Consider the following 12,703-nt stretch of genomic DNA (forward strand, 5'->3'; position numbering starts at 1 on the left):
TATGCCCGTCATCACCCTGGAAAAACTATCTCTCGCCTATGGCCACCATCCCTTGCTGGATCAGGCGGATTTACAGCTCGACCTCGGCGAGCGGGTGGGCCTGATCGGCCGTAACGGCGGCGGCAAATCCAGCCTGCTGAAGATCATCGCCGGCGTGGCTTCCGCCGACGACGGCAAGGTATGGCGCGCGCCCGGGCTGAATCTGGCCTATGTCCCCCAGGAGCCGCAGCTCGATCCCGACCACACCGTATTCGAGGCGGTGGCGGAGGGGCTGGTCGGCTTGAGCCAGCTGCTGATCGACTACCATGCCGTTTCTCATGCGCTGGGGGAGGAAGGCGCGGATACCGATGCGCTGCTGGAGCGCATGCAGGTGTTGCAGACCGAACTGGAGGCGCGCGACGGCTGGCGCCAGCAAAGCCGTATCGACGCGGTGATGAGCCGCCTGGCACTGCCTGAAGATGCGCTGGTTTCATCGCTTTCCGGCGGCTGGAAGAAGCGCGTTGCGCTGGCCCGGGCGCTGGTTGCCGAGCCGGATGTGCTGGTGCTGGACGAGCCCACCAACCACCTCGACCTGGCCGCCATCGAGTGGCTGGAAGAGCTGCTCAAATCCTTTGCCGGCGGCGTGCTGTTCGTCACCCACGACCGGCGCTTTCTCGACAACGTCGCGACTCGCATCATCGAGCTGGACCGCGGGCAGCTGGCGAGTTTTCCCGGCAATTTCTCCACTTTCCAGCGCAGAAAGCAGGAGATGCTCGAAGCCGAAGAGGTCCTGAACGCAAAATTCGACAAGGTCCTAGCCCAGGAAGAGGTGTGGATACGCCAGGGCATCAAAGCCCGGCGTACCCGCAATGAAGGCCGGGTGCGTCAGCTGGAGCAGCTGCGCCGCGAGCATACGGCGCGCATCAACCAGACCGGCAAGGCCCGGCTGGCGCTCGATGCAGGAGATCGCTCCGGCAAGCTGGTGGCGGAACTGGAGCACGTCACCAAATCCTTCGGCGACAAGACCGTGATCCGCGATTTCTCCACGCGCATCATGCGCGGCGACCGCATCGGCCTTATCGGGCCGAACGGTGCCGGGAAAACCACCCTGCTCAAGCTTATCCTGGGCGAGCTGCAGCCCGATTCCGGCACGGTGAAAAGCGGCACCAAGCTCGCCGTCGCCTATTTCGACCAGATGCGCGAGCAGCTCAACGAGGAGGCGACCCTGATCGACACCATCAGCCAGGGCAACGACTTCGTCGAAATCGGCGAGGTGAAGAAGCACGTCATCAGCTATCTCGGCGATTTCCTCTTTCCGCCGCAACGAGCACGCGCCAAGGTTTCTTCACTCAGCGGCGGCGAGCGCAATCGCTTGTTGCTGGCGCGCCTGTTCACCCGCCCCGCCAACGTGCTGGTGCTGGACGAACCGACCAACGACCTCGACATCGAAACCCTGGAACTGCTCGAAGAGCTGCTGCTGGAATATTCCGGCACCCTGTTTCTGGTGAGTCATGACCGGACCTTCCTCGACAACGTGGTGACTTCGACCATCGCCTTCGAAGGGGATGGCCGACTGGCCGAATATGCCGGCGGCTACGAGGACTGGCTGCGTTACCGCCTCCGCGTGGAAACGGAAGCGGAGAAGAAAGCCGCTGCTGCGGCCAAACCGAAGCCGGCACAGGAAAAGCCGGCGGCCAAAATCAAGCTGTCCTTCAAGGAAAACCGCGAGCTGGAAACATTGCCGGGGCAAATCGAGGCGCTGGAGCGGGAGCAGTCCATGCTCGGCGCAAAGCTGGCGGACGGCGAACTCTATCGCGCCAATCCCGAGGAGGTAAAGCGCCTGCAGGCGCGCACCGCCGAGATCGAGGAAGCGCTGCTGACCGCCCTGGCGCGCTGGGAAGAGCTGGAGGCCAAGCAAAAGGCGTGATAAGTTGTAGCCCGGATTTCATTCCATCCGGGCTACGGGTTAACCCAACCTGCATAACTGGCAAAGCAGGAATGAGTTGAATTGATATCGCGCATTGTCGGCAGCGGGTAAATGCTGTTACATAGCGAAGATCGTTTTATGCGTGTTCACTTGTGACCCCAATTTTTCTTTTCCTGTTTCTGCTGGCGTGTCCCCTGGCTGCGTCGGCAGCCTATCCTTCCTTCCAGGCCCTGGTCGACGCCACGCCCACCGGGGGAACGTTGCATCCCCAGCCCGGGGTCTATGCCGGGCCGGCGCTGATTTCGCGCCAGATCATCGTTGATGGCGGCGGCAAGGTCACGATCGATGGCGGTGGCACCGGCTCGGTGCTGATCATCAATGCCAACGGGGCGGTGGTGAGAGGGCTGCGGCTGACGAACTCGGGCGGCTCGCACGACCGGGTGGATACCGGCATCGCGCTGACCGGCAACGGCAACCGCATCGAGGACAACGTGATCGACGACGCGCTGTTCGGCATCAGCCTGAAACAGGCCAACCAGAACATCCTGCGCCACAATCGCATCCGCTCCAAACCAGCTGAGCTGGCGATGCGGGGCGAGGCGATCCGCCTCTGGTACAGCATGGACAACCTGGTCGAGGGCAACGACATCGACCAGGCGCGCGACGTTACCCTGATGAATTCGCCGCGCAACCGCGTTGTCGGCAACATCATCCGCAACAGCCGTTACGGCATCCACCTGATTTTTTCGCCAGACAGCGCGATCGAGCGCAACGCCCTCGCTCACAACGCCACCGGCATCATCGTTCTGAATTCGGACCGGGTGAAGGTCCGGCGCAACCGGATTTTCCATTCGCTCGGCGTAAGCGGGGCGGGGCTGGCCTTCAAGAAGAGTGCGGAAGGTCTGGCGGAAGGCAACGAAATCGTCCACTGCGCTGTCGGCGTCCTCGCCGATTCGCCCACCGAACAGGCGGACAGGACCGTGCTGAGCGGCAACCGGATCGCCCATAACGCCACCGGCATCCAGTTTTCCGGCGAGCGGGGCGGCCATGTCCTGCACGGCAACAGCTTCGAGAGCAATCTCATCCATGTTGCGATGATGTTCGGCAGCGGCGATGCGGGCAAAAACGACTGGCGCGGCAACTACTGGGACGATTACGAGGGCTTCGACCGCAATCATGACGGAATCGGCGACACTCCCCACGAGATGTATATCTTTGCCGACCGGATCTGGATGGAAATTCCCCAAGCGCGGTTTTTCCGCAATTCGCCAGTGCTGGAGCTGCTGGATTTTCTCGAACGGCTGGCGCCTTTTTCCCCGCCGGACATGATCCTGCGCGATTCGGCTCCGCTGTTTAACAAGCCGGTGGGGCGGCGTTAGCTGCGTTGGCTGCGTGATCCGTGATCAGGCGATTGGGTAAGCCCTCAACAGCTGCAACTGACACACGGCGATCAGTCGCACTTGTAACAAATTCAGATTGTCATAGGGGTTCACGCCAATAGGGTTATTGAATTTTCGGCAATTCATTGGACCGGAAAAGATAGGGGGAGACCCTGAAATCCATCAAGATGCCGCCTTCGGAAGGGGGGGTACTCAGCCGCTCCATCTCTTGTTCGGCAAGGGGTTTTATCTTTGCTGAATCACGGGACCGGTTAAAAACACCATTTCTCCACTGATACACCTCATCTATTTTCTGTTGAAAGGTATAGAAGTGTCCGCGGTCATTGTATAAATCAATGAATTTATTGCGTCCCATGTAGATCGCATTGGAACCTTCATATCCAGTCTTCCGGTAAGATATTTGGTCTGTGTTCAGCAAATAGGCCCAATCTCCGGGAATGAAATTCTTTGGTGCAATACCATATTGTATTTTCAATATCTTTCCTGGCCGTTCTAGTTCATTTGGATCAAAATCCGTCTCAAAGTCCCACATTATTCCCGGTTCGACATTTACTAGTGGCTCCTTATCGGCCCAAAGCCTGTTTTCCACTATTTTCAGAAGTGCCGGATCTTTCTTGATGCGGCGATAGTAATCCAGCAAGCCTTGAATCATCACGATTTTTGCGGCCGCGTAGCATCCGATGGAATACTTGTGTTGGTTGTTGAAAACGTCGTTGATGGCTTCGTGCAGGGGGAAGCCTGCCTTGGGTGTGCCGCGTTCCCAATATTTCATATTCCACCTGGCAGAGCCTCCGTCAGGCCAGACCAAGTTCATCCTCTCAGACCATGCCACCGTGTTTTGACGAATCCCTACATGATCTTTTAGAGCTTCTATATTGCAATTTCCGTCTTTGAACTCCGTAAGTCGCCCGTGCTGGAGGGTGGCAAGTAAAATTTCTTTTTTTGAAACGGTGTGAACCTTTCTCTCTTTCCCCCGTTTCGCGGGAAGGCTGACGACCTCGTCTTGGAGCATCAGCTCTGGTTTGTCTTTAAGGCTTAGGGTATCTACATCGTCTTTAGGGGTATTCAAGGTAAAAACCAGTGTTCCATTCGTTCGATCCATTTTTTTTACGACCAAGCCTGGAGCAACCTCCAAGGACGCCAAATAATCCGACATGTCAGACTCGACTACTTCAAGCTGGTTTGGCTTGCAGGCAAAGCGGATACCCTGATCATCGGATGTGTTCTCGCTCCTGGAAATTGTTGTCTCATGAGGTGGCCGATCATAGCTCTCCGCCGACGCGTCGAAGGCGAAACAGAGCGGCAATACAAAGATGCGCAGAACGACCGAAATTTCGCTTCGGATGCACATGAGGCTTTAGACGGGAAATGAGGTAGGTCGTTTAATTTTAGCTGGAATGTCGGCTTTTGCACTTTCAGCTTGGGCAGCTCGTCATGGCGCTGCTTGAGGAGCACACCGATGTTGGCCCAGGGCCTTGGAAACATTGTGCCTGAGGCTGACCAAGCCGTTGTAGAGCATGATGGAATAAACCGCGGCGACAGCCAGAATGGCAAGTAGGGCGAGAAATCCCATGGCAGCTCCCCTTTGTTTTAAATTGGTATTCATGCATTTTGCCGAAATTCTTGCCGGTTCCCCAAGTTAAGCAGGTATTTTGGGGATGTTCGAGGTGGCTGCTATATTTAGAAGTGATGCGCCTTATTCACTTTGATCAGCAAGGGAAACGAAAATGACCGATATCATCAAGTTGCTGGGCAACGAAGCGGAGAGTTTGCTGGCCTACCAGTGCAAGGGGATTCCCAAGGACATGCTGCACCTGCCCGGGCCGGACTTTGTCGACCGCGTGGTGGCGCAGAAAGACGTCAGGCCCGGCGTGCTGCGCGCGCTGCAAACCCTGTTCGACCACGGGCGGCTGGGCGGCACCGGCTATCTTTCCATCCTGCCGGTGGACCAGGGCATCGAGCATTCGGCCGGCGCCTCCTTTGCGCCCAACCCGATCTACTTCGACCCGGAAAACATCGTCAAGCTGGCGATCGAGGGCGGCTGCAACGCGGTGGCCTCGACCTTGGGCGTACTGGGATCGGTAGCGCGCAGGTATGCGCACAAGATTCCGTTCATCGTCAAAATCAACCACAACGAAATGCTGACCTACCCGGAAATCTACGACCAGACCCTGTTCGCCAGCGTCGATCAGGCATTCGACATGGGCGCGGTGGCGGTGGGCGCGACGGTATATTATGGATCGCCCGAATCGCGCCGCCAGATCCTCGAAATTTCCGAAGCCTTCGCCCACGCCCACGAACTGGGCATGGCGACGGTGCTGTGGGCCTACCTGCGCAATCCCGGCTTCAAGAAGGACGGCGTCGACTACCACACCAGCGCCGACCTGACCGGCCAAGCCAACCATCTCGCCGCCACCATCGAGGCCGACATCATCAAGCAGAAGCAGGCCGAGAACAACGGGGGCTATACCGCGATCAAGTTCGGCAAGACCCACCCCAAGGTGTACTCCGAGCTGACCAGCGACCATCCGATCGACCTGGTGCGCTACCAGGTGGCGAACTGCTATCTGGGGCGGGCGGGCATGATCAACTCCGGCGGCGCCTCGGGCGAGAACGACCTGGGTCAGGCGGTGCGCACTGCCGTGATCAACAAGCGCGCCGGCGGCATGGGCCTGATATCCGGCCGCAAGGCGTTCCAGAAGCCGATGCAGGATGGCGTGATGTTGCTCAACGCGATACAGGACGTATACTTGTCCGGGGATGTGTCTATCGCCTAAGATGCTTGGGGTCAGGGTCATGGACAAAGCCAGGCAACTGCCTGGCTTTGTCGCTTTCAGGAGTGCAAAAATGAGCAAGCTGTTCTCGCGCTTCAAGTTGCGCGGCTTGGAGTTTAAAAACCGGATTTTCGTTTCCCCCATGTGCCAGTACTCGGCGCAGGACGGCATGGCGGATACCTGGCACCTGGTTCACTTGGGCAGCCGCGCCGTCGGCGGGGCCGGCTTGGTAATGGTGGAGGCCGCCGCGGTTGCGCCCGAGGGGCGCATCTCTCCCTACGATCTTGGCCTCTGGTCGGAGCACCATACCGAGGCGCTGGCGCCGATCGCACGCTTCATCCGCGAGCAGGGCGCGGCACCCGCCATCCAGCTTGCCCATGCCGGGCGCAAGGCTTCCACCGATGCGCCCTGGCTCAGCCGCAGTTCGCTCGGGCCGGAACAGGGCGGCTGGCAAGTGGTTGCTCCCAGCGCCATTCCTTTTGCGCCGGGCTCGCCACTGCCGCGCGAATTGGATGTGGCGGAACTGGACGGGATCGTGGCTGCTTTCGCCGCTGCCGCCAGGCGCTGTCTGGCCGCCGGTTTCGAGGTGGCGGAAATCCACATGGCCCACGGCTATTTGCTGCACCAATTCCTGTCGCCGCTCAGCAACCGCCGCAACGACGTTTACGGCGGCAGCCTGGAAAACCGCGCCCGCCTGCCGTTGCGGGTAGCGCGGGCGGTGCGCGAGGTGTGGCCGCAGGATCTGCCGCTGTTCGTGCGCATTTCCGCGACCGACTGGGTGGAGGGCGGCTGGGACTTGGCCCAGTCGCTGCAGCTTTGCCGCTGGCTGAAAGAGGCGGGTGTCGACCTGATCGATTGTTCCAGCGGCGGCTTGACCCCTGATGCCCGAATACCGGCCGGCCCCGGCTTTCAGACGCCTTTCGCGGCCGCCATCCGGCAGGAGGCGGGGATCGCTGTCGGGGCCGTCGGCCTCATTACCGCGCCCGAACAGGCCGAGCAGATCGTGGCAACCGGCCTGGCCGACGCGGTCTTCCTCGCCCGCGAACTGCTGCGCGACCCCTACTGGCCGCTGCACGCGGCGCGCAAATTGGGGGTGGAAGTTCCGTGGCCATTGCAGTATGAACGGGCCAGGCCGGAGTGACTAGCCCCTGCTAGGGCAGGAGGGATGGCTGAGGGTATAATCGATTTTTTTGCGGCGCGATGCGCTTTTGTTTCAAGTTCTTCAAGGGGGATCACATGAAATTTTCAAAATTATTTCTGCTGGCATGCACCTTGTTTTTCGCGCTTGGCGCGCAGGCCGCGCCGGATGTGGTCAGGCTCGGCAATCTCAAGTTCGCCCATTATGGGGCGGTTTCCTACATGAAGGAGATCGCGCCTAAGTACAATCTGCAGATCGAAGAACGTGTGTTTGCCAAAGGCCTCGACATCCTGCCGGCAACCATCGCCGGCGAGATCGACATCGCGGCGAGCGCGCTGGATGCGGCCGTTGCCGGCCGCGCCAGCGGCGTGCCGATCTACGTGGTGGCGGGCTTTGCCAAGGGCGGCGCGCGCATCGTCGCCCGCCCCGACCTGAACATCAAGTCGGTGGCCGACCTCAAGGGCAAGAAGGTGGGCGTGGCGCGCGGCGGGGCGCAGGAACTGCTGCTGGCAGCCGAGCTGGCCAAGCACAACCTGACCTGGTCCGATCAACCGGGCAAGGACGTGCAGATATTCTTCATGCCGTTCGCCGACCTGAACCAGGCTCTGATGCAGAAACATATCGACGCCATGTGCCAGTCCGAGCCGCAATCCTCCCAGTCGATCAACAAGGGCTTCGGGGTGGAGGTGCTGAAGCCTTACGACACGCCATTGGGCGAGCCGGTGCGGGCGCTGGTGATGACCGAGAAGATGTATAACGAGAAGCGTGACGTCGCCGAGCGGGTGCTCAAGCTGTTCGTGGAAGCGACCCAGACTTTCCAGGACAACCCCAAGCTGGCGGAAAAATACGTGCGCGAGCAGATGTTCAAGAATCAGATCAGCATCGACGACTACCAGGACGCCATGAGCAATGCCTCCTTCACTTATGACGTCAGCCTCGACCACGTCCAGATTACCACCGACCTGATGAAGAAATACGGCGTCGGCAAGATGGCCAATCCGCCGCTGGCAAAGGACTGGGTGCGGCTTGCGCTGCTCGACAAGGCGAAGAAAGAATTAAAGGTAAAATAAGGCGGTGCGGGCAAAGATGAAAAATTCCTACCGGGCAAAAATATTCGAGACCCTGCAAGGCTTCCTGGTGCCGATCGCGCTGCTGGCGGTGTGGCAGTGGCTGTCGGTGCAAGCGATCGTCAATCCACAAATTCTGCCAGCACCCACTGCGGTGCTGGCCAGGTGGTGGGAATACCTCAAGCCACAGGAGCTTTTCGATCCGGCCAAAGCGAGCTATCTGGCATGGTTTTTTTCCGGCGAGCTGATCCGTGATGCCTACGCCAGCCTCTATCGCGTGGTGACTGGTTTTCTTGTGGGCGCTGTTCTGGCGCTGCCGCTGGGCCTGCTGATGGGTGCGAACGATCGCATCTACAAGCTGTTCAATCCGCTGATCCAGGTGCTGCGGCCGATTCCGCCGATCGCCTTCATCCCGCTGTCGATTCTGTGGTTTGGCTTGGGCAACCCGCCGGCGATTTTTCTCATCGTCATCGGCGCATTTTTCCCGATCCTGATGAATACCATCGCCGGCGTGCGCCATGTCGACGGCATCTACATCCGCGCCGCGCGCAGCCTGGGTGCGGGCCAGACCACCATGTTCCTGCGCGTGATGCTGCCGGCGGCCACGCCCTACATCCTGACCGGCGCCCGGATCGGCGTCGGCACCGCCTTCATCGTGGTGATCGTGGCGGAAATGATCGCCGTCAACAATGGCCTCGGCTACCGGATTCTGGAAGCGCGCGAGTTCTTCTGGTCGGACAAGATCATCGCCGGCATGTTCAGCATCGGCCTGCTCGGGCTGGCCATCGACACCGGCATGAACGGTCTCAACAATTATCTGCTCAAGTGGCATCGAGGTATCGAAAGCAACTGACCATGCAGCCCCATATCCAGATCGGCAAAGTAAGCAAGGTATTCAGCACCGGCGACCGCGAAGTGGTGGCGCTGGACGACATCAACCTGGACGTCCAGCGCGGGACGTTCATCTGCCTGCTCGGGCCTTCCGGCTGCGGCAAGTCCACCCTGCTCAATGCCGTCGCCGGCTTCTCGCCGCCCACCACCGGCGCCATCCTCGTCGACGGACATCCGGTGCAGTCGCCTGGGCCGGATCGCGGCATGGTGTTTCAGGAATATGCCCTGTTCCCGTGGATGACGGTGGAGAAGAACATCGCCTTCGGCCTCGAGATCAAGAAGCAGCCCAAGGCGCAAATCAGGGAGAAAGTGGGAGCACTGCTGGAAATGCTGAATTTGCAGGATTTCCGCGACCGCTATCCGAAAGACCTGTCCGGCGGCATGCGCCAGCGCGTGGCGATCGCCCGCGTGCTGGCGCTGGACTCCCCGATCATGCTGATGGACGAGCCGTTCGGGGCGCTAGACTCGCTCACCCGGCGCAATCTCCAGGACGAGCTGCTGCGGATCTGGACGGAATTCAAGAAGACCATCATCTTCGTCACCCACAGCATCGAGGAATCCATCTACCTTGCCGACCGGATCGTCGTCATGACCTATCGCCCCGGCAAGATCAAGAAGGATGTCAGCGTCGCCATGCCGCGCTCGCGCGACCCCAGTTCAGCCGAGTTCAACGAGCTCAAGAAAGAACTGTCGCTGCTGGTGATGGAAGAGCAAAGCCGGCACAACCAGGAAGAAATCAAGGCGCCCACCGCCGACTGATGAGCCGGCTGTATTGCTTCAAGCGCCTTTGTTCCTCAAACCCAGTTCCTGTGCGTAGGGCTTGCTCGGGTACTGGAAGCCGACGGGTCCGTCCGGCTCCGCATGGACGAACTGGTGGACGAATGGGTCGGTGGAGGCGAGCATTTCTGCCGCCGCACCCTCGGCCACCACCACGCCGTCATTGATGAAGTAGACGTAGTCGACGACCTTCAGGGATTCCGATACGTCGTAGGTCACCACCACCGAAGTCACGCCCAGCGCATCGTTCAGGCGCCGGATCAGGTTTGCGATGGTGTTGAGCGAGATCGGATCGAGACCGGCGAAGGGCTCGTCGTAGATAATCAACGTGGGGTCCAGAGCGATTGCGCGCGCCAGAGCCACCCGCCGCTCCATGCCGCCCGACAGCTCGCTCGGCATCAGGGCATGGGCGCCGCGCAGGCCGACTGCGTGGAGTTTCATCAATACCAGATCGCGGATCACTTCCTCCGGGAGGTCGGTGTGTTCGCGCATCGGGAACGCAATATTGTCGAAAACCGACAGATCGCTGAACAGCCCGCTCACCTGGAACATCATGCCCATTTCCCGGCGCATGGCGTACAGGCCGTCATTGTCGAGTTCGTGGATGACCTTGCCTTCAACCTTGACGCTGCCGCGCGAAGGCCTGAGCTGCCCGCCGACATGGCGAAGCAGGGTGGACTTGCCGCACCCGCTTACCCCCAGAATGGCGACGATTTTTCCGCGAGGAATGGTGAGGTTGATGCCTTTAAGTATCTTCCGTTTGCCATACGCGAAGTGGAGATTGCTGATCTCGACCAGGTTTTCCGGGGATTGCTTCAAAACTTGCGCCTCCTTGCTGATTCGGGTCATTGTCTGAACGACATTATCCATTATCTTATCGCATGTTGCCAAAAACGGCAGTTTATCCACGGATTAACACAGATTAACACTGATAAAACAAATGGTTGCGCATGAGCCGTTGGCTACCCGAGGGTGGGCTGGTTGCTTCATGTAACCCATTGATAATTTGTGTACATCCGTGTTAATCCGTGGATAACAACGGTTTTTAATAATTTACTACGCAACCTGTCCCGCAACCCAGCCCGATGACCACGCCCACTGGAAGTTGTAGCCGCCGAGCCAGCCGGTGACGTCAACCACTTCGCCGATGAAATAGAGCCCCGGCGCCGGCTTGGCCTCCATGGTTTTCGACGAAAGTCCGTCGGTGTCGACGCCACCCAGCGTGACTTCGGCCTTGGCATAGCCCAGCGTGCCGGATGGCAGCAGTGCCCATCCCTTGAGGGCCTGCGCGGCGGCATCGAGTTCGCGCTGGGAAAGCTCGTTCACCGGCTTTGCCCAGCCGAACAGCGCGCACCATTCATGCGCAAAGCGGCGCGGCAGCCGTTCAGCCAGCAGATTCGACAGCAACGCCTTGCTGCGGCGATGCTCCGCCAGCCAGGCGGCCGCGTCGAGATCGGGCAGCAGGTCGATTTCAACCGGCTGTTTCTTTCCGCCGCCATACTCCTGCATCTGCCAGTAGCTCGAAATCTGCAGGATGGCCGGACCGGAAAGGCCGCGGTGGGTGATCAACACATTTTCGCGGAACGAGCCGCCGTCACAGTGGGTACCGGCATCGAGCGATGCGCCGGCGAGCGACTTCAGTGGGACCAATGTTTCCGGCGCCAGCGCCAGCGGCACCAGCGCGGGCTTGGGGGGTATCACGCGCAGGCCGAATTGTTCCGCGATCTTGTAGCCGAAGGGGCTGGCACCGATTTTCGGAGCGGCGAGGCCGCCGGTGGCGATCACCAGCGACTGGCAACGAAAGCTGCCGAGCCCGGTGGCGACCGCAAAGCGCAAGCCTTCCTCATGGTTTTCGATGCGTTCGATGTGGTGCACTGCGCACGGCATTGCCCACTGTACCCCGGCGTCGTCGCAGCCGTCCTTGAGCATATCGATGATATCTTGTGCCGTATCGTCGCAGAAAAGCTGGCCGTGCTCCCGTTCGTGGTACGAAATGCGGCGCCGTTCAATCATCGCGATGAAATCGCGCTGCGAGAAGCGGGCGAGCGCCGAGCGGCAGAAATGCGGGTTCTGCGAGAGATAGTTCTCTGCGCCTACGTTGCGGTTGGTGAAATTGCAGCGCCCGCCGCCGGAAATGCGGATGCGCTCGCCGAGTTTGGCGGAGTGGTCGATGATCAATACGCGCCGGCCACGGCGTCCGGCCTGTGCGGCACACATCATGCCGGCGGCGCCGGCGCCGATTACGATGATATCGAAGCGCATGGAAGGGAAAATGGTTTAAGCGATAGAGAGGATGCTGGCGCCGAGAAGTCGAAACGGCTGGATTCTGTGCTTATTGCTGCATTTTGAAGCGGCATGATCGGGGAGCGCGGGTTGCGGAGATCCTGCGCAATAGGGGTATCGCTGAGAAAAGAAGGGCGGCCGAGGAGGCCGCCCTCATGAATTGCTTTATTACTTCTTCTTGGCTTTGACGCCGGCAACAGCGTCTTTCAGCTTGCTGCCAACCTTGAATTTGGCGACCTTCTTGGCAGGAATCTTCAGTTCCTTGCCGGTGGCAGGGTTGCGGCCAATGCGTGCGGCGCGCTCTTCAACGGCAAAGGTGCCGAAGCCGATCAGCTGGACATTGTCGCCCTTGGCCATGGCACTCTGGACAGTGGCCATCAGCGCGTTCAGGGTTTCTTCGGTCTGGCCCTTGGTTTGCTTGGTGGATTTGGCTACGGCATCGATCAGTTCTGCTTTGTTCATGGTGT

The 12,703-nt window shown here is 59.7% G+C and carries 12 protein-coding genes; 7 read left to right on the forward strand and 5 right to left on the reverse strand.

The window, feature by feature from the left end; translation table 11 throughout:
- Window position 1 precedes the first annotated feature (1 nt).
- Both VMV64_RS13720 and nosD read left to right on the forward strand, forming a co-directional pair.
- Window positions 2-1,906, forward strand: a complete 1,905-nt coding sequence (locus VMV64_RS13720; protein ID WP_325331265.1) for an ATP-binding cassette domain-containing protein — start codon at window positions 2-4, stop codon at window positions 1,904-1,906.
- Between the two features lie 152 nt (window positions 1,907-2,058).
- Window positions 2,059-3,285 carry a nitrous oxide reductase family maturation protein NosD gene (gene nosD, locus VMV64_RS13725; RefSeq protein ID WP_325331267.1) on the forward strand — a complete coding sequence of 409 codons (1,227 nt, stop codon included), beginning with the start codon at window positions 2,059-2,061 and terminating at the stop codon, window positions 3,283-3,285.
- 124 nt (window positions 3,286-3,409) lie between these two features.
- On the opposite strand, the gene VMV64_RS13730 is transcribed toward nosD, so the two are convergent.
- Complete coding sequence (locus VMV64_RS13730) at window positions 3,410-4,462, reverse strand: hypothetical protein (RefSeq protein ID WP_325331269.1); 1,053 nt, start codon at window positions 4,460-4,462, stop codon at window positions 3,410-3,412.
- A 276-nt stretch (window positions 4,463-4,738) separates the two neighbouring features.
- A complete protein-coding gene (locus VMV64_RS13735) occupies window positions 4,739-4,879 on the reverse strand; it encodes a hypothetical protein (RefSeq protein ID WP_325331271.1) in 141 nt (46 codons plus the stop codon).
- A gap of 154 nt (window positions 4,880-5,033) precedes the next feature.
- Between VMV64_RS13735 and VMV64_RS13740 the strand changes: the two genes are divergently transcribed.
- From VMV64_RS13740 to VMV64_RS13760, 5 genes are all read left to right on the forward strand, one after another.
- Window positions 5,034-6,083 (forward strand): class I fructose-bisphosphate aldolase, encoded by a 1,050-nt coding sequence (locus VMV64_RS13740; RefSeq protein WP_325331273.1) that lies wholly within the window; start codon window positions 5,034-5,036, stop codon window positions 6,081-6,083.
- Between the two features lie 70 nt (window positions 6,084-6,153).
- The gene (locus VMV64_RS13745) at window positions 6,154-7,221 is read left to right on the forward strand and encodes an NADH:flavin oxidoreductase/NADH oxidase (protein WP_325331275.1); all 1,068 of its coding nucleotides are present in this window, start codon (window positions 6,154-6,156) and stop codon (window positions 7,219-7,221) included.
- A gap of 95 nt (window positions 7,222-7,316) precedes the next feature.
- Entirely contained in the window at window positions 7,317-8,288 is a 972-nt protein-coding gene (locus tag VMV64_RS13750; RefSeq protein ID WP_325331277.1) for an ABC transporter substrate-binding protein, read from the forward strand.
- 16 nt (window positions 8,289-8,304) lie between these two features.
- Window positions 8,305-9,138, forward strand: a complete 834-nt coding sequence (locus VMV64_RS13755; RefSeq protein WP_325331279.1) for an ABC transporter permease — start codon at window positions 8,305-8,307, stop codon at window positions 9,136-9,138.
- A gap of 2 nt (window positions 9,139-9,140) precedes the next feature.
- Window positions 9,141-9,935, forward strand: a complete 795-nt coding sequence (locus VMV64_RS13760) for an ABC transporter ATP-binding protein (protein ID WP_325331281.1) — start codon at window positions 9,141-9,143, stop codon at window positions 9,933-9,935.
- Window positions 9,936-9,953: 18 nt separating this feature from the next.
- Here the strand turns inward: VMV64_RS13760 and VMV64_RS13765 are convergent, their stop codons facing one another.
- The 3 genes from VMV64_RS13765 to VMV64_RS13775 form a co-directional block, all read right to left on the reverse strand.
- Entirely contained in the window at window positions 9,954-10,802 is an 849-nt protein-coding gene (locus tag VMV64_RS13765; protein WP_325331505.1) for an ABC transporter ATP-binding protein, read from the reverse strand.
- Window positions 10,803-11,009: 207 nt separating this feature from the next.
- Window positions 11,010-12,215, reverse strand: a complete 1,206-nt coding sequence (locus tag VMV64_RS13770; protein WP_325331283.1) for an NAD(P)/FAD-dependent oxidoreductase — start codon at window positions 12,213-12,215, stop codon at window positions 11,010-11,012.
- A 189-nt stretch (window positions 12,216-12,404) separates the two neighbouring features.
- Window positions 12,405-12,698, reverse strand: coding sequence for an HU family DNA-binding protein (locus VMV64_RS13775; RefSeq protein WP_325331285.1), 294 nt, complete (start codon window positions 12,696-12,698; stop codon window positions 12,405-12,407).
- Window positions 12,699-12,703: the final 5 nt, after the last annotated feature.

The sequence above is a fragment of the Sulfuricella sp. genome (genome assembly GCF_035531155.1).
GTDB lineage: Bacteria > Pseudomonadota > Gammaproteobacteria > Burkholderiales > Sulfuricellaceae > Sulfuricella.